At 51.9% G+C, this 21681-nt stretch carries 23 protein-coding genes; 8 read left to right on the top strand and 15 right to left on the bottom strand.

Translation table 11 applies throughout. The annotated features are described in order from the left end of the window. Positions 1-45: 45 nt before the first annotated feature. From AB6731_RS03980 to AB6731_RS03965, 4 genes are all read right to left on the bottom strand, one after another. Entirely contained in the window at positions 46-1395 is a 1350-nt protein-coding gene (locus AB6731_RS03980; RefSeq protein WP_134178752.1) for a GGDEF domain-containing protein, read from the bottom strand. Positions 1396-1718: 323 nt separating this feature from the next. Further along, positions 1719-1862, bottom strand: coding sequence for a hypothetical protein (locus AB6731_RS03975; protein WP_371005910.1), 144 nt, complete (start codon positions 1860-1862; stop codon positions 1719-1721). 107 nt (positions 1863-1969) lie between these two features. Further along, positions 1970-2206 carry a hypothetical protein gene (locus AB6731_RS03970; protein WP_279257595.1) on the bottom strand — a complete coding sequence of 79 codons (237 nt, stop codon included), beginning with the start codon at positions 2204-2206 and terminating at the stop codon, positions 1970-1972. A 113-nt stretch (positions 2207-2319) separates the two neighbouring features. Beyond that, the gene (locus AB6731_RS03965) at positions 2320-3144 is read right to left on the bottom strand and encodes a helix-turn-helix transcriptional regulator (RefSeq protein WP_371005909.1); all 825 of its coding nucleotides are present in this window, start codon (positions 3142-3144) and stop codon (positions 2320-2322) included. Positions 3145-3461: 317 nt separating this feature from the next. Here AB6731_RS03965 and fabI point away from each other — a divergent pair, with 317 nt between their 5' ends. The 4 genes from fabI (at position 3462) to pdeR (ending at position 9732) form a co-directional block, all read left to right on the top strand. Continuing rightward, positions 3462-4250, top strand: coding sequence for an enoyl-ACP reductase FabI (fabI, locus tag AB6731_RS03960; protein WP_020882447.1), 789 nt, complete (start codon positions 3462-3464; stop codon positions 4248-4250). A 156-nt stretch (positions 4251-4406) separates the two neighbouring features. Next, positions 4407-5393, top strand: a complete 987-nt coding sequence (locus AB6731_RS03955; RefSeq protein ID WP_371005908.1) for a CMD domain-containing protein — start codon at positions 4407-4409, stop codon at positions 5391-5393. Between the two features lie 88 nt (positions 5394-5481). Then, positions 5482-7416, top strand: coding sequence for an exoribonuclease II (locus tag AB6731_RS03950; protein ID WP_020882446.1), 1935 nt, complete (start codon positions 5482-5484; stop codon positions 7414-7416). Between the two features lie 324 nt (positions 7417-7740). Beyond that, positions 7741-9732, top strand: a complete 1992-nt coding sequence (gene pdeR / locus AB6731_RS03945) for a cyclic di-GMP phosphodiesterase (protein WP_014170361.1) — start codon at positions 7741-7743, stop codon at positions 9730-9732. Here pdeR and AB6731_RS03940 read toward each other — a convergent pair. Continuing rightward, positions 9729-10595: a crotonase/enoyl-CoA hydratase family protein gene (locus tag AB6731_RS03940; RefSeq protein WP_014170362.1), complete on the bottom strand. Its 867-nt coding sequence runs from the start codon at positions 10593-10595 to the stop codon at positions 9729-9731. The two genes, pdeR and AB6731_RS03940, sit on opposite strands and share 4 nt — an antisense overlap. A gap of 192 nt (positions 10596-10787) precedes the next feature. Between AB6731_RS03940 and AB6731_RS03935 the strand changes: the two genes are divergently transcribed. The 3 genes from AB6731_RS03935 to osmB all read left to right on the top strand — a co-directional run bounded on the left by AB6731_RS03935 (position 10788) and on the right by osmB (position 12248). Continuing rightward, a complete protein-coding gene (locus tag AB6731_RS03935) occupies positions 10788-10970 on the top strand; it encodes a hypothetical protein (protein ID WP_025204000.1) in 183 nt (60 codons plus the stop codon). A gap of 43 nt (positions 10971-11013) precedes the next feature. Continuing rightward, on the top strand, positions 11014-11766 hold the full coding sequence (locus tag AB6731_RS03930) for a DNA-binding transcriptional regulator YciT (RefSeq protein WP_020882444.1): 753 nt from the start codon (positions 11014-11016) through the stop codon (positions 11764-11766). A 263-nt stretch (positions 11767-12029) separates the two neighbouring features. Beyond that, positions 12030-12248, top strand: coding sequence for an osmotically-inducible lipoprotein OsmB (osmB, locus tag AB6731_RS03925; protein ID WP_008501216.1), 219 nt, complete (start codon positions 12030-12032; stop codon positions 12246-12248). 104 nt (positions 12249-12352) lie between these two features. Here the strand turns inward: osmB and yciH are convergent, their stop codons facing one another. The 5 genes from yciH to pgpB form a co-directional block, all read right to left on the bottom strand. Continuing rightward, positions 12353-12679, bottom strand: a complete 327-nt coding sequence (gene yciH, locus AB6731_RS03920) for a stress response translation initiation inhibitor YciH (protein WP_014170365.1) — start codon at positions 12677-12679, stop codon at positions 12353-12355. After that, positions 12679-13416 carry an orotidine-5'-phosphate decarboxylase gene (gene pyrF, locus AB6731_RS03915; protein ID WP_020882443.1) on the bottom strand — a complete coding sequence of 246 codons (738 nt, stop codon included), beginning with the start codon at positions 13414-13416 and terminating at the stop codon, positions 12679-12681. Before pyrF ends, yciH begins: the two co-directional genes overlap by 1 nt. 185 nt (positions 13417-13601) lie before the next feature. Then, positions 13602-14771 (bottom strand): lipopolysaccharide assembly protein LapB, encoded by a 1170-nt coding sequence (gene lapB, locus AB6731_RS03910; protein ID WP_014170367.1) that lies wholly within the window; start codon positions 14769-14771, stop codon positions 13602-13604. 6 nt (positions 14772-14777) lie between these two features. Continuing rightward, complete coding sequence (locus tag AB6731_RS03905) at positions 14778-15086, bottom strand: LapA family protein (protein ID WP_013096374.1); 309 nt, start codon at positions 15084-15086, stop codon at positions 14778-14780. A gap of 148 nt (positions 15087-15234) precedes the next feature. Further along, positions 15235-16002 (bottom strand): phosphatidylglycerophosphatase B, encoded by a 768-nt coding sequence (gene pgpB / locus AB6731_RS03900; RefSeq protein ID WP_020882442.1) that lies wholly within the window; start codon positions 16000-16002, stop codon positions 15235-15237. A 197-nt stretch (positions 16003-16199) separates the two neighbouring features. Here pgpB and ribA point away from each other — a divergent pair, with 197 nt between their 5' ends. After that, entirely contained in the window at positions 16200-16790 is a 591-nt protein-coding gene (gene ribA / locus AB6731_RS03895) for a GTP cyclohydrolase II (RefSeq protein ID WP_003856813.1), read from the top strand. A gap of 44 nt (positions 16791-16834) precedes the next feature. Here the strand turns inward: ribA and acnA are convergent, their stop codons facing one another. From acnA to cysB, 5 genes are all read right to left on the bottom strand, one after another. Next, positions 16835-19510 (bottom strand): aconitate hydratase AcnA, encoded by a 2676-nt coding sequence (gene acnA / locus AB6731_RS03890; protein WP_073397298.1) that lies wholly within the window; start codon positions 19508-19510, stop codon positions 16835-16837. Between the two features lie 163 nt (positions 19511-19673). Then, on the bottom strand, positions 19674-19772 hold the full coding sequence (ymiC, locus tag AB6731_RS03885; RefSeq protein ID WP_032669830.1) for a small membrane protein YmiC: 99 nt from the start codon (positions 19770-19772) through the stop codon (positions 19674-19676). 140 nt (positions 19773-19912) lie between these two features. Next, positions 19913-20083, bottom strand: a complete 171-nt coding sequence (locus tag AB6731_RS03880; protein WP_032669764.1) for a hypothetical protein — start codon at positions 20081-20083, stop codon at positions 19913-19915. A 2-nt stretch (positions 20084-20085) separates the two neighbouring features. Then, positions 20086-20226: a YmiA family putative membrane protein gene (locus AB6731_RS03875; RefSeq protein WP_214579162.1), complete on the bottom strand. Its 141-nt coding sequence runs from the start codon at positions 20224-20226 to the stop codon at positions 20086-20088. 338 nt (positions 20227-20564) lie between these two features. Then, the gene (cysB, locus tag AB6731_RS03870) at positions 20565-21539 is read right to left on the bottom strand and encodes an HTH-type transcriptional regulator CysB (protein ID WP_006175683.1); all 975 of its coding nucleotides are present in this window, start codon (positions 21537-21539) and stop codon (positions 20565-20567) included. Positions 21540-21681: the final 142 nt, after the last annotated feature.

Below are 21681 nucleotides of genomic sequence, written 5' to 3'. Positions count from 1 at the left end.
TTTTCTTGCGCGTAAATCACACCGCGGGAGGCGCGCAACGCCGGTTCAGACCGACCCTGCGGCCTGTCTGCACACGGTTCTGTTTTTACCACCGTGCTTGGCCTCATACAGTGCTTCATCCACATCACGAATGATATCGCTACTGTTGACGTTTTCCTGAATGGCTGAGCACACGCCAATACTTAACGTTACCGTCAGGGGCACCGCGTACAGGTTACCCTGCCCGGTGCGTTGCTCAACATTCTTGCGAATACGTTCTGCGACGGCTACGGCCATACTCCTGTCCGTGTCGGGCAACAGCAGGCCAAACTCTTCACCTCCCAGTCTGGCAAAGACGTCATTATCACGAATACTGTCTTTAATAATATCCACGACCGCCAGAATGACGCGGTCCCCCACAGGATGTCCCCAGGTGTCATTAATGGTCTTAAAGTTATCGATATCCAGCATCATAATGCTGGTGCCCTTTTCTGTTCTGAGCATGCGGAGCCGCTGAAGTGCCTCAAAAAAATACTTGCGGTTGAAGATCTGCGTAAGGGGATCGCGGTTAACCCGATCGCCAAAAAATCTCAGCAAGCTGAAGACATGTAACAGTAAGGTACAGATAACAAATAGTTTACTGAACACTTCTACCGCCCGGCTGATATACCAGAGCGACAGGTTATACGTATCGAGTAAGAGCAGGAAAAAGTTATAGGTGATCGCAGAAAGGCACACCACGATGATGCTGTTCCAGACGCCAGATGAAAAGCGTGTCACGTAAGTCATGTAGCAGGCCAGGGCCGACCAGAGAACTATCAGAGCGTTAACGTAGCGGACATCCCAGACAGGATGATACTGATCGGGGCGATACGCGGCTATCGTTAATGTCCAGGTTGGATTGTAGCTGCTCAAAGCATGGGCCAGCACCGGGAACATAACCAGGGGGATTAACGATATTAGCGCCAGCCAGACCTTATTCCGTAATGTGAACCGTCGCCGTGCCGTGTGTTTCTCCACCCATACAGCAAGCCCCAGCAAAAAAATCAAACTTAACTGGCGGAAAAAATAAAATACCGCCGTATCGTTAGTTTTTAGCGTATGGGTTAACCCTGCGTCTTCAGGAAGCTGAATGACGATAATCGTTTCTATGAAATAGATGAGACCGCTCAGAAACGCCATGCTCAGGATTAACAGGGATAAATGAGATCGGTCAGACGCATACTGCATCTGGATAAAAATAGAGATAATGGTATCCAGAAAAAATAGCGCAATCATGACGATCAAATAGGTTGTCATGGGTACCCTGAAACCTGGATTATCATTAACAAAAAAGGAGTTCACCGCGATCATCAGTGCAAACAGCAGCGCACCGGACAGCACGATCATTTTCTCAGCCAACGTAATGTTATTCATGTTCATTAATACCGCATAAATAAAAGACGTGAAACGGCAGAGCGATTTACACCATTCTCTGCTTAACATCGATGGGCAAACCGGTCAGGCTTGCCACCCTCTTTTCAGATGCTTCAGTTAACCGACCTCAGTCTGTTGAAGTGGATTATCCCGGTCGATGTCGTACCGAACCGGGATATTCCCTACTGCGCTTTACTCACCAGTGAGATCACTCTTACCTGCTTGTTGCGATAGGCTATCGCCAGCGCTGAATAGGCCCTCGCCGGTAACGTATGATGTTTGTATTGTGAATAGACGTTGATAACCTCATTATCTTTACCGGCTCACAGGGCGATTTGCATCCAGTCGGCGACCTGAGACTCATCAAGCCGATGGTGGCCTGAAAACCAGGACAAGGCTGGTTCCGTATTGCCTTTTCTCGCCTCGATAATCAGAGCGTCATACTGACTATGTTCCGCTGGTGTCATGGCCGACACCGTCGCGTAAGGAAAAGAAACCGTTCCGACAATTAGCGTCTTAACTAATAACTGTGCAATCCTCATGCATGCATTCCATATATCCGTATATGTTAAACTCAGTGATGCGTTTTATTCTGTAAAAGAAAATGTGAAAAATACTCCTCCCCTGAAGCATATTGAAAGAAATGGCGAAACTCCTCTAACTTTCGCTCATATTTCCCCCTATCCTCCTCCGAAATTCTTGTCAGGGCACAATCCTGCAGATTATCGATACCGAGCCATTCGCTAAATGCGACGGAATAGGCAATTGAGTCGATATCATCATCATCGAATCGATACAATTCTTCTTTCATCGTTCACAACTTCATTTGTAAAACATCTGTTTTGCGAGGAATATATAGCGTCAGGGCTCACAGATGAGAGCCCGTACTGACTGATTCGTTTTAATTACGAGACGGTGCCAGACTCAGACTATGGGTATATAAATATCAAATACGACCTTATCTTCGGAGCAGGAATGGAACGTCATTAAATGGGTTTCATTACGCAGCCTGAATTGATGATAAGACATTACCCACAAATAGTTCTTTTTGCTGAGCTTACCGTAGGCGCTCCAGGTACCGTCATACCGCATAACGGCATATTTACCGGAAAAATGATATTCCTGTTTTTGGTGCGACGTATTATCCGGTGACAGATAATCAATTATGACTTCAGCCATGTTTTCCCGGCTTTTATCCAGGCCTTCTGGACGCCGTCCCCCGATGGCGATTTCTTTTACCTTCCCACGATGATCAAGCAAAAGCTTTTTCAGCCTTTTGGTCACATCCTGTATCGCAGGATTAAAAATATGATCATATTCCGTCAGGGTATCGTTATAGGAAAACGTCCGCGCCAGCCGACAAATCTTCACGTCAGGTTTACGGAGCCCTTCTAATAACAGTGAAGGATGGTAACGCTGGAAGTCCCATATTTCATCGCTTCGATATTGAGACGGTGTTTTCCCGATCAATTTCTTAAACGCGCGGGCAAACCCCTGTCCACTATGATACTGAAAAATGTGAGCGATTTCGGTGACCGGCAGCGACGTCATTCTTAATAAAGACGCGGCATAGCTCATTCGTCTCCTGAGCATATACTCACCCAGCGACTGGTGGAATTGGTGTTTAAACCAGATTTCGAGCGTCCTTCTGCTGTAACCCGTTTTTACAACCAGCCGATCGATATGCTCCAGAGATAAAATATTATCTTCAACCCAGTCTATAACGTGTTTGTTAATGATTTCTTTCATGTTTTGACTCTAACTGGATTGTAATACGTAAAATCCACTGAACGGATCATTTTGCGCAAAAACGCCCGCCTCTGGTTGGATGAGGCGAACCGGTCGTGCAGTGATATAATGGACGGATGCCTGTGAAACAGCGTGATAACGCGTTCGCTCACCCCCTTCCATGACATACGTCACGGGCTTTGAGCGAGAAATAGCGTGACACAAGGGGCACTGAGTGGGATATAATTTCGAGCTAATTTCGAATGACTTTGAAATGTTGCCTGTAATGCTATGATTTACAAGGCAAAAAATAAGCAATGAATATAAGGATTAAATCTATGGGTTTTCTTTCCGGTAAGCGCATTCTGGTAACTGGCGTTGCCAGCAAACTGTCCATCGCATACGGCATCGCACAGGCTATGCATCGCGAAGGCGCTGAGCTGGCGTTCACCTACCAGAACGACAAGCTGAAAGGCCGTGTAGAAGAGTTTGCCGCGCAGCTGGGTTCCAGCCTTGTTCTGGAATGCGACGTTGCACAAGACGAAAGCATCGATGGCATGTTTGCTGAACTGGCAAAAGCATGGCCGAAATTCGACGGTTTCGTTCACTCCATCGGCTTCGCTCCTGGCGATCAGCTGGACGGCGACTACGTGAACGCGGTAACCCGTGATGGCTTCAAAATCGCTCACGACATCAGCTCCTACAGCTTCGTGGCAATGGCTAAATCTTGCCGTGCGATGCTGAACCCAGGCGCAGCTCTGCTGACCCTGTCCTATCTGGGCGCAGAACGTGCTATCCCTAACTACAACGTTATGGGTCTGGCTAAAGCGTCTCTGGAAGCAAACGTCCGCTACATGGCAAACGCGATGGGTCCAGAAGGTGTGCGTGTGAACGCTATCTCCGCGGGTCCAATCCGTACCCTGGCAGCTTCCGGTATCAAAGATTTCCGTAAAATGCTGGCGCACTGCGAAGCGGTTACGCCGATTCGTCGTACCGTTACCATTGAAGATGTGGGTAACTCTGCAGCGTTCCTGTGCTCTGACCTTTCCGCGGGTATCTCCGGCGAAGTGGTTCACGTTGACGGCGGCTTCAACATCGCTGCAATGAACGAGCTGGAAATTAAATAAGCTGTGACTCTCTTCCCTCACGGGAAGAGAGTTTTCCTTCCTCCGCCCGACCCCTTCGTTATTCCGTTCAGCTATTTGTTATCACCTAACAATATTTTTCCCCACATCTGCCTTACGCCAGGATATTGATCGCCATTTTGAGATCAAGGAACGCCCATGGAACAACGCCGTTTTTCCGGCAAAGGCCACTGGTACCACGAAACCCAGTCAAACCACGCGCAGACGGATGTTCTGCCTCTGGTGCCCGAAGCCGCTAACGTCGACGATCGTTTTTTGCTCGATTTAGCCCTGCCTGACGAGATTGTCGCCGCCTGTACTGGCTGGCTCACCCCTGCCAGAACCTTATGCCACCTGTTGTTTCCGCTCTCAATCTCCGTTAACCGGCTGCATACGCTCAGCGCCTACGACAGATTGAGTACTGCATTAACGGTCGCGCAGGCCTGTGGCGTCCAACGGTTGTGTAACCACTATGCCGCCCTCCTCGCCCCGCTTCCCGGCCCTGACTCCTCACGCGAAAGTAACCGCCGCCTGGCACAAATCACCCAGTACGCCCGTCAGCTCGCCAGCTCACCTGATGTCATCGATGATAAAGCACAGCAGCAGCTTGATGAGGTGGGCCTGACAACCTACGACATGGTGCTTATTAATCAGATTATCGGCTTTATCGGTTTTCAGGCACGCGTGGTGGCCGTCTTTCAGGCCCTGCTGGGGCATCCTGTACGCTGGCTGCCCGGCCATCATATTCAGCCGCACACGCTGCCAGCCGCTCCTGAGTCCTGGGTGGCGCTTTTACCTGTCGTTGAACTGCGTTATGCCAGCACGCATCAGCTTGAATCGCTTTTCCGCTGGCAGGCCGAACCCGCCCTTGAAGCGCTGACGCCGGTACTCAGCCATGAGCCCATCCTACTCGACCTGACGGGTGAGATCCTGGTAAACAGCCATGATGATATTTCTCTTGATTCGCCGGCGCTTTCGGCGGCAATCGACTTGTTGACGCGTTCTCCGGACCGCTTCAGTGCCGCACAGTTCACCCCGCTCACTGAACAAGGACTGCCTGCGGTACGGGCGATAAAACTGCTCACCCGGAGCGCGATGGATGGCTGGCTTGAACGCCTGAAAGTCGCGTTTGGCAAAGGGGAATAACCATACTAATTACCCAAAGACCGCTTGCTGTGACAGTGAGAATCGCGTAAAACTGTCAGCCGCTCAATGGCTACGAAAATAGAACATTATGTTTCAGGACAACCCGCTGCTAGCGCAGCTTAAACAGCAACTGCATTCCCAGACGCCGCGTGCAGAAGGGGTCGTAAAAGCCACGGAAAAGGGCTTTGGCTTCCTTGAAGTTGATGCGCAGAAAAGCTACTTCATTCCGCCACCGCAAATGAAGAAAGTGATGCATGGCGACCGCATTACGGCCGTCATTCATACCGAAAAGGAACGTGAGTCCGCCGAGCCGGAAGAACTGATCGAACCGTTCCTGACCCGCTTCGTGGGCAAGGTCCAGCGAAAAGACGATCGTCTTTCTATCGTGCCGGATCATCCCCTGCTGAAAGATGCCATTCCTTGCCGCGCCGCCCGTGGTGTTGAGCATGATTTCAAAGAAGGTGACTGGGCCGTAGCAGAAATGCGCCGTCATCCTCTGAAAGGCGATCGTGGCTTTTATGCTGAACTGACCCAGTTCATCACCTTTGGCGACGACCATTTCGTGCCATGGTGGGTGACGCTTGCACGCCATAATCTTGAGAAAGAAGCGCCAGACGGCGTAGCGACTGAAATGCAGGACGAAGGCCTGACGCGTCGCGACCTCACTGCCCTGGAGTTTGTCACTATCGACAGCGCCAGCACAGAAGATATGGATGATGCGCTGTATGCGGAAGAGAGCGCTGATGGCAAATTGCATTTGACCGTCGCCATTGCCGATCCCACCGCCTGGATCGTTGAAGGCAGTAAGCTGGACGATATGGCAAAAGTCCGATCGTTCACTAACTACCTGCCGGGCTTCAACATCCCCATGTTGCCGCGCGAACTGTCAGATGACCTCTGCTCACTGCGTCCAAATGAAGTGCGTCCGGTCCTTGCCTGCCGCATGACCATCGCCGCCGATGGCGCGATCGAAGACGATATTGAATTTTTTGCCGCAACCATCGAATCGAAAGCCAAGCTGGCCTACGACAATGTTTCCGACTGGCTTGAGAATACCGGCACCTGGAAACCGGAATCAGACGCGATTGCCGCACAGATCCGCCTGCTGCACCGCATTTGTCTGAACCGCGGCGAGTGGCGTAAAACCCATGCGCTGGTCTTTAAGGATCGTCCGGACTATCGCTTTGTGCTGGGTGAGAAAGGCGAGGTGTTGAATATCGTGGCCGAACCGCGTCGCATTGCGAACCGCATTGTTGAAGAAGCGATGATTTCTGCCAACATTTGTGCCGCTCGCGTCCTGCGTGACAAGCTGGGCTTTGGTATTTACAACGTCCACACCGGTTTTGATCCGGCCAATACCGAAGCGCTGGCGGCCCTGCTGAAGAACCACGATGTGCACGTTGACCCTGAAGAAGTGCTGACGCTGCAGGGCTTCTGTAAGCTGCGCCGCGAGCTGGATGCACAGCCATCCGGTTTCCTCGACAGCCGTATCCGTCGCTTCCAGTCCTTTGCTGAAATCAGCACCGAGCCGGGTCCACACTTTGGCCTCGGCCTGGAAGCCTACGCGACCTGGACGTCACCTATTCGTAAGTATGGCGACATGGTCAACCACCGTCTGCTGAAGGCGATCATTAAGGGTGAGTCCATTGCGCGTCCGCAAAATGACACCACCCTGCAGATGGCCGAACGACGTCGCCTGAACCGTATGGCGGAACGTGACGTGGGAGACTGGCTGTACGCACGCTACCTGCAGGATAAAGCGGGTACAGATACTCGCTTTGCCGCAGAAATCATTGATATCAGCCGGGGCGGTATGCGCGTTCGCCTGGTGGATAACGGTGCCGTCGCCTTTATCCCTGCCCCGTTCCTGCATGCCGTCCGTGACGAACTGGTCTGCAGCCAGGAAAATGGTACTGTGCAAATCAAAGGCGAAACAGTTTACAAAGTCACAGACGTGATTGACGTAAACATCGCTGAAGTTCGCATGGAAACCCGCAGCGTTATCGCGCGCCCGGTCGCCTGATAACCGCTTAAACTGTCGGCCGTTTCCCTTCGGGAAGCGCCGACAATTTTTCTTTTGAACCCCCGCCGCAAAATCATTATTTTTTCGTACTATTTTCAGCGTCTTCCCGCCCAAAATTGCCATAATTATCTACAGTAAAAGAGTGCCGTTATATTCGGTTACGTGAATTTTTATACAATAAATATCCTTTTTTGCCAGACGCGTTTTTTATAAGAAAACCGGGAAAAAACACGACGTTCATTTTTGGGTTGCCGCTGTTTCACAACGGAAAAGTCGACGGCAAATGAATGATTTGTGCGCTAATGAGCAGCTGCGGGAGAAAACATGATGGACGATCTGGAGCAGAATTTGCTGTTTCGTTACATGGGTACGCATAGCCCCTGGTGGCGAATGACAGCTGACAGCAACGCTCTGCACCTTGCCGCCAGCGAAAATGCCGATGTGACTGAGGTGGTGGCGCTGGATGATGAACAAGCCGAACTCATCCGCCAGTTAACCGTCATTACCTCCAGCATCTCCATGACGCTCTCGTTGTACGGGGAAGATGTCCCGGTTCATCTTGTGGGGCGCAAAATAACCCGAAATGAATGGGCCGGCACCGCGTCAGCGTGGAACGATACGCCCTCCGTGGCTCGTGACCTGGCTCAGGGCCTCTCTTTTGCTGAACAGGTTGTCTCTGAAGCCAACTCCGTCATCGTTATTCTCGATCATAACGGCAATATTCAGCGTTTTAACCGGCTGAGTGAAGAATATACCGGCCTGAAAGAACAAGAAGTTATTGGCCAGAACGTGTTCAAGCTGTTTATGAGCCGCAGCGAAGCGGCAGCTTCGAAGCGCAATATCACCGGTTTTTTTCGCAACGGCAGCTCCTACGAGGTCGAACGCTGGATCAAAACGCGTAAAGGGCAACGCTTGTTTTTGTTCAGAAACAAGTTTGTTCATAGCGGCAGCGGCAAAAATGAAATTTTCCTTATCTGTTCCGGCACCGACATTACCGAGGAGCGCCGCGCCCAGGAGCGTCTGCGCGTGCTGGCCAATACCGACACCATCACCGGTTTGCCAAACCGTAACGCGATCCACGAACTGATTTCTGACGCCATCGCCAGCCGCGGTGAAACGCAGGTCGGCGTGGTGTATCTCGACCTGGATAACTTTAAAAAGGTCAACGATGCCTACGGGCATATGTTTGGCGACCAGCTGTTGCAGGCTGTCGCTCTGGCCATTCTGAGCTGTCTGGATGACGGTCAGGTGCTGGCGCGACTTGGCGGCGATGAGTTTATTGTCATGGCCACAGATACCTCTCAGGGCGCTCTGGAAGCCATGGCGTCGCGGATCTTAACCCGTCTGCGCCAGCCGTTCAGAATCGGCCTGATAGAAATTTACACCGGTTGCTCGCTCGGTATCGCCCTCGCCCCGCAGCACGGTAACGACAGGGAAAGCGTCATCCGTAATGCCGATACCGCCATGTACACGGCGAAAGAGAATGGCCGGGGCAAGTTCTGCGTCTTCTCACCCGAGATGAACCAGCGCGTATTTGAATATCTCTGGCTGGATACCAACCTGCGTAAAGCGCTGGATAACGATCAGCTTCTGATTCACTACCAGCCTAAAATTACCTGGCGGGGTGAAATCCGAAGTCTGGAAGCGCTGGTGCGCTGGCAGTCGCCGGAGCGCGGTTTGATCCCTCCGCTGGAGTTTATCTCTTATGCCGAGGAGTCGGGATTGATTGTCCCGCTGGGCCGCTGGGTGATGCTTGATGTGGTGCGCCAGGTGGCTAAATGGCGCGATAAGGGGATTAACCTGCGCGTGGCGGTCAACGTCTCCGCACGTCAGCTGGCCGACCAGACCATTTTCAGCGATTTAAAGCAGGCGCTGAAGGATCTGGATTTTGAATACTGCCCCATCGACGTTGAACTCACGGAAAGCTGCCTTATCGAAAACGAAGAGCTGGCGCTCTCTGTGATCCAGCAGTTCAGCAAACTTGGCGCGCAAATTCATCTTGATGATTTCGGCACCGGCTACTCGTCTCTGTCGCAGCTGGCGCGGTTCCCTATCGACGCCATTAAACTCGATCAATCCTTCGTCAGGGATATACATAAACAATCGATCTCCCAGTCTCTGGTGCGGGCCATCGTCGCGGTGGCACAGGCCTTAAACCTGCAGGTCATCGCTGAAGGGGTCGAGAGCGCGAAAGAAGACGCCTTTCTGACCAAGAACGGCGTCAACGAACGGCAGGGCTTTCTCTTCGCTAAGCCGATGCCCGCTGCCGCATTCGAGCGATGGCTAAAGCGATATCAGTCGCGAAAACAACGTTAACTGGCTTTGCGTAATGCCCCATGATGGCGGTTTTGCAGCATCACCAGACGCTCCATATAGGCGATATCTTTTGGCTCGAGGCAAAACGCCGCATCAACCCAGTCTTCCGTGATATCCATCAGTTCACTGCGCGGCAGTTGCAGTACCCGGGTTCGGGCGCGCAACATTGCCCTTACCCCGTTCAGCTTCGGTCGCAGCGTGTCGATGAAGGTTCTGACGGAGACGTAGCTCTGCCCGGGCTCAAACAGCACATCGACCAATCCATGCTGTTCGTACCATTCTGCCGTATGCGACTCCCCCTTGTAGATGAGTTCTTCCGCCAGTTTCATCCCTGCCCGACGTGCGACCAGCGAATATGCCCCCATGCCCGGGAACAGGTTGAAGGCAATTTCCGGGAAGCCCAGACGGGCATCGCGCTGAGAGAGAACAAAATGGTGTGCCAGCGCAGCCTCAAACCCACCGCCTAGCGCACTGCCTTCAACCATTGCCAGAGAGACCGCGCCCGTATCAAACCCCCGCGACGCTGCGTGCACACAGTCGACGCAGGCACGTGCATACGCGCGTAACGCTTCACGCCGTCCATTTTGAATGCACTCTACGAAGAACTGTAAATCGCCTCCCGCATTATACATTTCAGGAACCAGTGACCCGGTTACCCAAAAATCGACCAGATACCCGGACTGGCGAACCAGCCAGGAGAGGTTCATGATCTCCTCAATTAACGCATGATTAAAACAAGGACGAGGTTGCGCCCGCAGCATCATCCAGATGGTGTGCCGCTCTTCCTCGTAGTAGGCTGACAACTGTGTGAAACGTTCAGTATCGGTAAACAGGGTGCAGGTAGGCTGGTTGATAACTGTCATAGTCTAATTCCTCACAGAAAAAGCGCCTTGCGCGCAGTTTTAGACTAATCCACTCATTAAGCCCGCAGCATGTGGGGGAATAAATTTATCACTTTCATTTATGTGATTTAGTTATTGCATTTTTTCCCTTCTCTTTTGATCCCATTTTCTGCATCATTGAAAATATTACCTTTTCGCACCTGGGGTGAGATTATGTCGACTATTGATGCACAAGCTGTAGCACAACGTATTGATACCGTGCTGGATATCCTGGTGGCAGGCGATTATCACTCGGCGATCCGTAATCTGGAGATCCTGAAGTCTGAACTTCTTGCTCAGAAGGGTGCTGAAAACGCGCCTGAGAACGGACAGCCAAAAGCGCCGTGGGAAGTTTGATCCTGCTGTTTCCGAACCTGTTTCGCTTTATTAATTGGATGCTATGAATTCCCGACAACAAATCATTTTGCAGATGGTCATTGACCAGGGACGCGTCAGCGTAGTCGATCTCGCTAAAACCACCGGCGTTTCAGAAGTCACCATCCGCCAGGATCTTAACCTGCTGGAGAAACAGAGTTACCTGCGTCGTGCGCATGGATATGCGGTCCCGCTCGATAGCGAGGACGTTGAGACGCGCATGATGAACAACTACGCCCTGAAGCGTGAGCTGGCGGAGTTTGCCGCGTCTTTAGTTAACAATGGCGAGACGGTGTTTATCGAAAACGGCAGTAGCAATGCCTTACTGGCGCGCACACTTGCCGAACAGAAAGACGTTACTATCATCACGGTCAGTAGCTATATCGCGCACCTGCTCAAAGAGACCCGCTGCGAGGTGATCCTGCTGGGCGGCATTTACCAGAAAAAAAGCGAAAGCATGGTTGGCCCCCTGACCCGCCAGTATGTTCAGCAGGTCCATTTCAGTAAGGCCTTTATTGGTATTGATGGCTGGCAGCCAGAAACGGGCTTCACCGGCCGCGATATGATGCGTTCTGATGTGGTGAATGCGGTGCTGGAAAAAGAGTGTGAAGCCATTGTGCTGACTGACAGCTCAAAATTTGGCGCCGTTCACCCTTATACCATGGGGCCAGTCTCTCGCTTTAGCCGCGTAATTACCGACGAACGTTTGAGCGATGAGCATCGTATTAAACTGGAAGATGACGGTCTTATCGTCAATATTATTAAAAAGTCGTCCTGAGTCCTTTAAGCGCCCGAATGTCGGGCGCCTATGCCCCTACTGTCTGAGATGATTCCTAACCCTCCTTTAAGAGTTTTTACCTGTTTAACCCGCCTTAAAGTCGTAAAATTAATGTTAGCGATATAACAGGAAGTGACTATCACCTGCGTGATTACGTAACGCCTGCGCGACCAGCTTTCACGGAAAACAGTTTTTAAGTATTCAATTCGTCTATACTTAAAGCGTAGCTCTTTCCGTGAATCGATAATTCAGGAGAAAGTATTATGACCTTAACCAGCAAAAAATTAGCCGCCGCTGTTCTGGCAATCACTGTAGCAATGTCCCTGAGCGCTTGCTCTAACTGGTCTAAACGTGACCGCAACACCGCAATTGGTGCCGGTGCTGGTGCTCTGGGCGGTGCGGTATTAACAGATGGTAGTACGCTGGGTACATTAGGTGGCGCTGCTGTCGGTGGTATTATCGGTCACCAGGTCGGCAAATAATTATTAAATAAGCCTCCACCGGTACTGCGATATTAGAACGCATTTCAGGTCTGACTTACGCACGTAAAAAAAAGAGCCACGGCAAATGCCGTGGCTCATCTATTTTAGCCGCCCGCCAGTTTCACTTTCATGCCTTTGGCTTCGAGCAGGGATTTAATTAAATCACGTTTATCGCCCTGGATTTCGATAATGCCGTCTTTCACGGCACCACCGCAGCCACATTTCTTTTTCAGATCGGCGGCCAGCTTAACCAGTTCCGCGTCGTCAAGATCAATGCCGGAGATAAGGCATACGCCCTTACCTTTGCGTCCACTGGTTTGACGCTGGATACGAACAATACCGTCCCCCTTCGGGCGCTCGGCTTTCGCTTTTGGTTCGTCTATACGCCCACTTTCTGTTGAGTAGACCAGACGACTGTTTGAATCAGTCATTATGCCCCCTTTTTCAGTGATGCGTTGATCGCCTTGAGCGTCTCTGACGGGTTAGCAGACTGCGTCACAGGACGCCCGATGACCATATAGTCTACCCCTGCCGCCAGCGCCTGTTCAGGCGTCATAATACGACGCTGATCACCTGCCTCGCTGCCGGCCGGGCGGATACCTGGGGTAACAAGTTTGAAAGCCTGGCCCAGTTCTGATTTGAAACGCACGGCTTCCTGCGCGGAACAGACGACACCATCAAGCCCGCAATTTTGCGTCAGGCGCGCGAGACGCTCTGCATGCTCAGCAGGTGACAACGTCACGCCGAGATCGCGTAAATCACTCTCATCCATACTGGTCAGCACGGTTACGGCAATCAGTAACGGTGCATCGCTGCCGAACGGCAGGAGCGCTTCACGGGCCGCGGTCATCATTCTTGCCCCACCCGATGCATGCACATTGACCATCCATACCCCCAGTTCTGCAGCAGCAGCCACGGCGTGCGCGGTAGTATTCGGGATATCGTGGAATTTAAGGTCGAGGAAAACGTCAAAACCGCGCTGTTGCAGGTCGCGTACGATCTGCGGTCCAAACAGCGTGAACATCTCTTTGCCAACTTTAAGACGGCAGTCGCGAGGGTCTATACCGTCGACAAAGGCCAGTGCCGCGTCACGTTTATTGTAATCAAGCGCAACAACAACAGGAGAATCAGTAATTACGCGGGAAGCGGAGGAAGTAACAGACGTCATGACCAGCCCTTTTCGTCTATGGGCGCGCAGCGGCGCGGAACAGATAAACGGCGAGCATTCTACCTGCCAGCGCTGCAAATTAACAGAATCGATTTACTCTCCTGCCTGGCCGGCAAACCGCACGGACTCGATGGGTTCTGAAAACCCATCAGTATGTTGTAACTAAAATAGATCGTTTTTAAAAATTACTGCCCATCAAGGCCTCGGATTGGCTTGATGGTCGACCATGCCCGGCATGAAGGACAGTGCCAGTACAGCGTATACGCCGTAAACCCACACTTCTGGCAACGATAGCGCGGTTTGCTTCGTACCTGCTCGCCTACCATGTCGCGCAGTACCATCAGGCTCTCTTTGGCGCGCCCTTCCTCTGCATCGTTGAGGTGGTAGTCCATCAGCTTATGGAATACCCGCATGGTCGGATGACGCTGCAGCTGACGCGTAATATAGACCTGCGCGGTATCACTGCCCTCATACTGCTCAACCACGTCCGAGAGCATCAGTTCGGCAGTCGCGCCGGTGTTCTCTTCCACGCAACGACGCAGGAACGCTACCCATTCATCCTGCTTATCCAGTTGTTGATAGCAGGTTTGCAGCATGTCGAGGGTTTCACTGACCAGCTCTTTATCCTGGTCGATAACCCGCAACAGGCTCTCTACAGCTTTGGCATAGTCGCCGTTCGCCATAAAGACGCGCCCCATCATGATGGAGATACGCGCACTGTTACGGTCAGCGGCGGCACCCTTTTTAAGCAACGCCATGGCTTTGTCCATGTCGTCGTTGCCCATTTGCTGAAGGGCCAGTTCACAGTAGAAGTGGGCTATCTCAACTCGCTGCTTATCTTTGCCCAGCTTCACCAGACGCTCGGCTGTATCAATGGCTTTCTGCCAGTCACTGGTGGCCTGATAAATCTGCAGCAGCTGCTGCAAGGCACTGACGCGGAAATCCGTTTCATCCACCAGCTGCGAGAACATGTCTTCTGCACGGTCGTACAGCCCCGCCGCCATGTAATCACGACCCAGCTGTTGTACCGCCAGCAGGCGTTGATCGTAGGTCAACGAGGCGCTTTCCATAAGGGTCTGGTGAATACGAATGGCGCGGTCAACCTCGCCGCGCGAGCGGAACAGGTTTCCCAGGGTGAGATGCGCTTCAACGGTGCCCGTATCCTCTTTGAGCATATCGAGGAACAGATCTACTGCTTTGTCCTGTTGATTGCTCAGGAGGAAGTTCACCCCAGCAACGTAGTCGCGGGAGAGTCGGTTAGCCTCATCCTGTTTTGTTTGTTGCGCACTTCTGCGGCCCATATACCAGCCATAGGCTGCGGCTACAGGCAAAAGCAGAAACAACAACTCCAGCATAGTCGATTATTCCTTGACGACCGGCACACCAGAGCTTTCCGGAATGTCGGACGCAGGCGCAATTTGATGTTCGAGTCGTTTAATTTTACGTTCAGCGCGCGCAAGTGAAACACGAACTTTCAACCAGAAAAGACCGCATACCAGCCAGCCAATCGCAAAGCCCGCGGCGAATAAAACCGCCAGAAGGCTCGATACACGATACTCGCCCTGCGCCAGCAGATAGTTAAACGTCACCTGTTGATCGTTTTGTGCACCCAATGTGACTGAAATGACAAAAATCGCCAATACCAGTAAGAAAATGAGTAAATATTTCACATTACTTCCCGTTATGTGGTTCAAGCGAATAAAGTATGTTCAACTCACCGCAATCAGCCTTATAAACTACCATTTTAGTGACGGGCGCGAAACGGAAAAAGTGACGCGCCAGTCATGGATTTATGGGCAAAACACGGAATATCAACCGTCAGGCGTCGCTTTGGTCCCTTTCGGCGATCTCTTCTTCCTCGACAGGCGGTGGCGTTAACGGACCGCAGATGCGTTCAGCAAGCCATGTTGCCAGCGTCACAAGCAGCCATGAGATCAGCGTAGCCACCACCAAATCCCGCGGCCAGTGCATACCCAGCAGCAAACGACTGCCCATCACCCCTGTGGCCCAGACCAGTAAAATCGCGATCGTGACAGTACGTCGCCGTGGCCAAAGCAGTCCTACTCCCAGTAACGCCCAACTGGCGGCAAACATGGTATGGCCGGAAGGAAAAGCAAACCCGGTCTCTTTTTGCCAGTGTTTACGTAAGAACTTCGGGATATCCTGCTGTTCCGCAAGCTGTTCTTTGACCAGCGCACCACGATCTTTACGTTTTAAATTGTAGAACTCATCCACCGGAACATGGTGCGCTTTTTCCAGCCAGACGACAAAAGGACGCGGCTCCTGGACATGATCTTTAACCCAGGACTTCACGCCCTGACCGATGAGGATCGCCCCACCCAGTATCGCAAAGAGCATCAGCGCCGCACGCAGACGAAAGCGCAAACACCACAGAAACCAGGCGCAAAGGATCACATGCGTGATAATTCCCCACGGCTGGGTGACCGTCTCCGTTATCCAGTATAATGTTTTCAGCCATGTGGCGTTCTGCCCCGGCTGCCACATCCAGCCTGAGACCCATACGGCCAGCGGCATAATAAGTAGAATGGCCGCACCTGCTGCCGTACGTCTGGCGATTGAAAGCATGTCTTCTCCTTTTTCGCTAAGCACCACAATCATAACTGAAATTCATCTGTTGGGTGGATATGTCGGATCGTGCGTTTAACGTCCATATAGCATGGCGCCCATTAGGCGAACGTGCTGAGCTTGTGGCAAAATGAACAGATACAGAAAGCCAAACAGGCGAAAGGCACGAAACGTGTCAGCCTACTCTGGAGAATCACATGCAGCTTAAACGTGTGGCAGAAGCCAAACTGCCAACCCCATGGGGCGATTTCCTGATGGTGGGATTTGAAGAACTGGCAACCGGACAGGATCATGTCGCGCTGGTGTTCGGTGACATTTCAGGACAGACGCCGGTACTCTCTCGCGTACATTCGGAGTGTCTGACTGGCGATGCCTTGTTCAGCCTGCGCTGTGATTGCGGTTTCCAGCTTGAAGCAGCCCTTTCTCACATCGCTGAAGAAGGTCGTGGGGTGCTGCTTTATCACCGTCAGGAAGGTCGTAATATTGGCCTGCTGAATAAAATCCGCGCCTACGCGCTGCAGGATCAGGGATACGATACGGTTGAAGCGAACCACCAGCTCGGGTTCGCCGCCGATGAACGCGACTTTACCCTGTGCGCCGATATGTTCAAGCTTCTTGGGGTAGATGAGGTCCGTCTGCTGACCAATAACCCGAAAAAGGTGGAAATCCTGACCGAAGCGGGGATCAATATCGTCGAACGTGTTCCGCTGATTGTCGGCCGTAACCCGAAAAATGCCCACTATCTTGATACCAAAGCCGCCAAAATGGGTCACCTCCTGAGCGAGTGATCGCGAGATGCCCGGCATCGCCATCGCGAGCCGGGCTGACTGCGTCAATCCAGCATTTTACGAATCACGTAATGTAATATGCCGTCGTTCTGGTAGTAGGTCAGCTCGGTTGCCGTATCAATGCGGCACCGGCATTCAAGCACTTCCGTTTTACCGTCTGCTCGCGTTAACGTCACCGGAACCGTTTTACCCGGCTGCAGGTTTTGCAGACCACTAATATCAATCTGCTCTTCCCCGGTCAGTCCCAGCGTTTTACGGGTGACGCCCTGCGGGAACTCTAGCGGCAGGATCCCCATCCCGATAAGATTCGAACGGTGAATACGTTCGAAAGATTCGGCAATGACCACGCGAACCCCAAGCAGGCGCGGACCTTTCGCCGCCCAGTCTCGACTGGAGCCGGAGCCGTACTCTTTACCGGCAATCACCGCCAGCGGCGTGCCTTCCTGCTGGTATTTAACGGCGGCATCATAAATCGAAACCACTTCCGTGCCAGGTAAATGACGCGTCATGCCCCCTTCCACGCCCGGAACCATTTCGTTGCGGATGCGGATGTTGGCAAACGTCCCGCGCATCATCACTTCGTGGTTACCACGACGCGATCCGTAGGAGTTGAAGTCCCGGCGTTCCACCCCACGGCTTTGCAGATAGCGGCCTGCCGGGCTGTCGGCTTTGATACTGCCCGCCGGCGAGATGTGGTCCGTGGTAACGGAATCGCCAAGCATCGCCAGAATACGCGCCCCGTGGATATCCTTAAGCGGAGCAGGTTCAGCCAGCATGTCATCGAAGAACGGTGACAGACGAATATAGGTCGAATCATCCTGCCAGCCATAGGTATCCGAGCCCACGACGTTAATTGTTTTCCATTCCGGCGTGCCCTCAAACACTTCCGCATACTCTTTGCGGAACATTTCGGTTGAGACCTTTTCAACGGCTCGCGCGATGTCGCGTGAAGACGGCCAGATATCTTTCAGGTAAACAGGCTCGTTCTTGCGATCGTGACCAATCGGGTCTGTCGTGAGATTGATATTCATGTTTCCCGCCAGCGCGTAAGCCACAACCAGCGGCGGCGAGGCCAGCCAGTTGGTTTTCACCAGCGGATGAATACGCCCTTCAAAGTTGCGGTTACCGGAAAGAACCGCACCCACGGTAAGATCGCCCTGCTTGATCGCCGTTTCAATCGGCTCAGGCAGCGGACCGGAGTTACCGATACAGGTAGTACATCCGTAACCCACGAGGTTAAAGCCCAGCTCGTCAAGGTACGGGGTGAGTTTTGCCTGCGCCAGGTAATCTGAAACCACTTTAGAGCCCGGGGCCAACGAAGCCTTAACCCACGGCTGCGGTTTCAGGCCAAGCTCAACGGCTTTTTTGGCCAACAGTCCCGCGGCCATCAAAACGCTTGGGTTCGAGGTGTTGGTGCAGGAGGTGATAGCGGCAATAACCACCGCGCCATCCGGAAGTTGATACTGATGTCCGTTCAGGACATAGTCTATTGGACGGTGATCTTTTTTCGCGACATTAACTTCCAGTTCATTGCTGGCGGCAAAAGCTTTCGGTACGTCCGGTAACGCGACCCGATCCTGCGGACGTTTTGGCCCGGCAAGGCTCGCCTCGACGCTTCCCATATCCAGCTCAAGCGTGCTGGTAAATACTGGCTCATCACCCGGGTTTCGCCACATCCCCTGCGCTTTAGTGTAGGCCTCGACCAGCGCGACCTGCTCTTCACTGCGACCACTCAGGCGCATATATTCCAGCGTGACGTCATCGATGGGGAAGAAGCCACAGGTCGCGCCATATTCCGGCGCCATATTGGCGATCGTGGCGCGATCGGCCAGCGGCAGCGAATCCAGCCCGTCACCGTAGAATTCAACAAATTTACCCACCACGCCATGCTTACGCAGCATCTGGGTGACGGTCAACACCAGGTCGGTGGCGGTAATGCCTTCCGACAGCTTACCGGTGAGTTTGAAGCCCACCACATCAGGAATGAGCATCGACACCGGCTGACCAAGCATAGCCGCTTCCGCTTCAATACCCCCGACGCCCCACCCCAGCACACCGAGGCCGTTAATCATGGTGGTATGTGAATCCGTCCCGACCAGCGTATCCGGATAAGCCACCCACTCTTTATCCTGCAATTCACTCCAGACGGCTTTGCCCAGATATTCGAGGTTAACCTGATGGCAAATACCGGTTCCAGGCGGAACCACGCTAAAGCGGCTGAACGCCTGTTGCCCCCATTTCAGGAAGACATAGCGCTCGTGGTTACGTTCCATCTCCAGACGTACGTTTTCACCAAAAGCGTCATCATTACCAAAGTGGTCAACGGTCACGGAGTGGTCAATCACGAGGTCAACGGGAGAAAGCGGATTCACTTTTGCCGTATCGCCCCCGAGGCGCTTAACGGCTTCGCGCATGGCGGCTAAATCAACCACGGCAGGAACACCGGTAAAGTCCTGCATCAGGACCCTCGCCGGGCGATAGGCTATTTCTCTGTCGGCATGGGCACTCTTCAGCCACCCCGCCAGCGCCTGGATATCCTCGAGGGTGACGGAATCGCCATCCTGCCAGCGTAAGAGGTTTTCCAGCAAAACTTTCAAGGACTTGGGTAAACGCGAAATGTCCCCAAGCGTTCTGGCAGCCAGTGGCAGGCTATAGTAATGCCAGGTTTTGTTTTCTGCCTGTAATGTGTCCTTACTGGCTTCGCGTAGGGTTAACGACATAAGCTCCTCCTTAATTACAGAGATGTCCTGACAATCATCAGGGCTGTAATTAAAGATAACACAAAGATGTCGTAACGTTTTGATAACAACCCGAATTGATAAATTTAGGAATGGTCCAGTAAAGTGCGAAAACAAAAAACCCCGCCGCAGCGAGGTTTTGGATTTACAGGAAGGCAAGCCAGATGAGCTGAGACCAGAACAGGATCGACACAGAAAAAACGCCGAGCCATGACCAGTATTTGTGAGACATCATGTTATTCATCATAGGGTACACCAGGCATTATTTTTAAAAAGGCTCCGAGGTTTGCCCTCAGTTCTATATTGCTGATGTGTATTTATTAAAGAGTACAAAGGTGCAGAGTCTTTATTCAGACTATTTGCATCATTACGCAATTAACTAAATTATTGTTTTTTGGGTTCGTCTTCTGCGAACACATCAATAAAGGCTTGCTGCTGTGGCGTCAGTTTCCAGGACGCGGGGACAACGGTCGCAGGTGCTTTGCGTCCTTTGTGACCACTGTCACGATGCTGACACATCTGTTTTACCGTTTCTGTACGTACCGTCACTGCCATATTCAACCCCAATATTTCCAGGCAAGGAGAGCAACCACTACCCAAAACAGGGCGGAGACGAGAAAGACCGCCAGCCAGGCTTTACGCTTGAGCGCAGGATCCCTTTGCGGTTCTTCACTTCCTGAAGGCATTGCTAACCTCATACAATCGATATCGCTTATCATTTAGGACCAAACAATTGGTACAATTAATCATCTGTTGAGATAAATCCTAAAGAAACTTTAGCCGAAAAGCCAGTGAATTTACGCATCAATGGGTGGGAAATATTCAATCTTTTGACCAGAAATAAATAATTGAAAAGAAATATTTGCGTAGCCGTAAATTAGTTTCTACTTTTGTCGCCAATTCACGACATTAAAACCATACAGATTAAATGGGTAATGACATTATATGGCAGGGAAAATGTAGATGATGATAATTATGATTTAGCTTTAAGGAGTTAATTCGGTATCTTTCCGTGAGGGAAAGATACCGGGAGTGATTATTTTGCCGGAAGTTTGATGTCTTTAAACATCTCTTCAATATCTTCATTTGAACGTAATGCAACCGCCGTATCGACCACGTCACGCGTTAAATGCGGGGCAAAGCGTTGAATAAAATCATACATATAGCTGCGCAGGAAGGTGCTGCGACGGAAACCAATTTTGGTCGTGCTGTGGCTGAAAATATCGTGCGCATCAAGACGAACCAAATCCGGGTCTGAAACCGGGTCGACGGCCATGCTGGCAATCACCCCAACGCCCAGGCCAAGCCGCACATAGGTTTTAATGACATCAGCATCCGTGGCGGTAAAGACAATGCGCGGCGTTAATCCCGCCCGGTTAAAGGCCGTATCAAGCTCAGAGCGTCCGGTGAAGCCGAAGGTGTATGTCACTAAAGGATATTGCGCCAGCTCTTCAATAGTCACCGACCCTTTCCCCGCCAGCGGATGATCCGGGGTCACTACGATAGAACGGTTCCAGTGGTAGCACGGTAGCATAACCAGATCGTCATACAGGTGAAGCGCTTCTGTCGCGATGGCAAAGTCCGCGTTGCCCTTTGAAACCGCTTCAGCGATTTGCGTGGGCGAGCCCTGATGCATATGCAAAGAGACGCGCGGATAACGTTCTATAAAGCCCTTAATAACGCCTGGCAGCGCATAACGCGCCTGAGTATGCGTTGTGGCAATATAAAGCGAGCCTTTATCCGGCCAGGTATGTTCACCCGCCACGGACTTAATAGCGTCAACTTTGGAGAGGACTTCCCGGGCAATACGAATGATTTCCTGCCCGGCGGGTGTCACCTGCGTGAGGTGCTTACCGCTGCGAGCGAAAATCTGGATACCTAATTCGTCCTCCAGCATACGAACCTGTTTGCTGATGCCCGGTTGCGAGGTATATAACCCCTCAGCGGTAGAAGAGACGTTGAGGTTGTGATTCACCACCTCAACGATATAACGAAGCTGCTGTAATTTCATGCCAGACCATCCGATTTAGCGCACGCGTTCAATCGCTTAAGACGATTTGATAATAAGAAAAGGGTTAACTATAACCACTATATCATTTATAGCCTGACTGTATAGTACGGAACAAAAAATAATAACAAGGTAATAAAAAAGG

The sequence above is a fragment of the Enterobacter sp. RCC_40 genome (genome assembly GCF_041360735.1).
Classification (GTDB): Bacteria; Pseudomonadota; Gammaproteobacteria; order Enterobacterales; family Enterobacteriaceae; genus Enterobacter; species Enterobacter ludwigii.
Note: the sequence above shows the minus strand (reverse complement) of the source record. Positions and strands in the feature narration are given on the sequence as shown.

Coding starts and splice junctions, on each gene's coding strand:
- AB6731_RS03935 (WP_025204000.1), top strand. CDS start 10,788: ATGTCGACTATTGATGCACAAGCTGTAGCACAACGTATTGATACCGTG.
- AB6731_RS03965 (WP_371005909.1), bottom strand. CDS start 3,144: ATGAAAGAAATCATTAACAAACACGTTATAGACTGGGTTGAAGATAAT.
- AB6731_RS03875 (WP_214579162.1), bottom strand. CDS start 20,226: ATGAGGTTAGCAATGCCTTCAGGAAGTGAAGAACCGCAAAGGGATCCT.
- osmB (WP_008501216.1), top strand. CDS start 12,030: ATGACCTTAACCAGCAAAAAATTAGCCGCCGCTGTTCTGGCAATCACT.
- yciH (WP_014170365.1), bottom strand. CDS start 12,679: ATGACTGATTCAAACAGTCGTCTGGTCTACTCAACAGAAAGTGGGCGT.
- acnA (WP_073397298.1), bottom strand. CDS start 19,510: ATGTCGTTAACCCTACGCGAAGCCAGTAAGGACACATTACAGGCAGAA.
- AB6731_RS03950 (WP_020882446.1), top strand. CDS start 5,482: ATGTTTCAGGACAACCCGCTGCTAGCGCAGCTTAAACAGCAACTGCAT.
- AB6731_RS03955 (WP_371005908.1), top strand. CDS start 4,407: ATGGAACAACGCCGTTTTTCCGGCAAAGGCCACTGGTACCACGAAACC.
- pdeR (WP_014170361.1), top strand. CDS start 7,741: ATGATGGACGATCTGGAGCAGAATTTGCTGTTTCGTTACATGGGTACG.
- cysB (WP_006175683.1), bottom strand. CDS start 21,539: ATGAAATTACAGCAGCTTCGTTATATCGTTGAGGTGGTGAATCACAAC.
- AB6731_RS03940 (WP_014170362.1), bottom strand. CDS start 10,595: ATGACAGTTATCAACCAGCCTACCTGCACCCTGTTTACCGATACTGAA.
- pgpB (WP_020882442.1), bottom strand. CDS start 16,002: ATGCTTTCAATCGCCAGACGTACGGCAGCAGGTGCGGCCATTCTACTT.
- fabI (WP_020882447.1), top strand. CDS start 3,462: ATGGGTTTTCTTTCCGGTAAGCGCATTCTGGTAACTGGCGTTGCCAGC.
- ymiC (WP_032669830.1), bottom strand. CDS start 19,772: ATGAATAACATGATGTCTCACAAATACTGGTCATGGCTCGGCGTTTTT.
- AB6731_RS03975 (WP_371005910.1), bottom strand. CDS start 1,862: ATGACACCAGCGGAACATAGTCAGTATGACGCTCTGATTATCGAGGCG.
- ribA (WP_003856813.1), top strand. CDS start 16,200: ATGCAGCTTAAACGTGTGGCAGAAGCCAAACTGCCAACCCCATGGGGC.
- AB6731_RS03930 (WP_020882444.1), top strand. CDS start 11,014: ATGAATTCCCGACAACAAATCATTTTGCAGATGGTCATTGACCAGGGA.
- AB6731_RS03880 (WP_032669764.1), bottom strand. CDS start 20,083: ATGGCAGTGACGGTACGTACAGAAACGGTAAAACAGATGTGTCAGCAT.
- AB6731_RS03970 (WP_279257595.1), bottom strand. CDS start 2,206: ATGAAAGAAGAATTGTATCGATTCGATGATGATGATATCGACTCAATT.
- AB6731_RS03980 (WP_134178752.1), bottom strand. CDS start 1,395: ATGAATAACATTACGTTGGCTGAGAAAATGATCGTGCTGTCCGGTGCG.
- pyrF (WP_020882443.1), bottom strand. CDS start 13,416: ATGACGTCTGTTACTTCCTCCGCTTCCCGCGTAATTACTGATTCTCCT.
- lapB (WP_014170367.1), bottom strand. CDS start 14,771: ATGCTGGAGTTGTTGTTTCTGCTTTTGCCTGTAGCCGCAGCCTATGGC.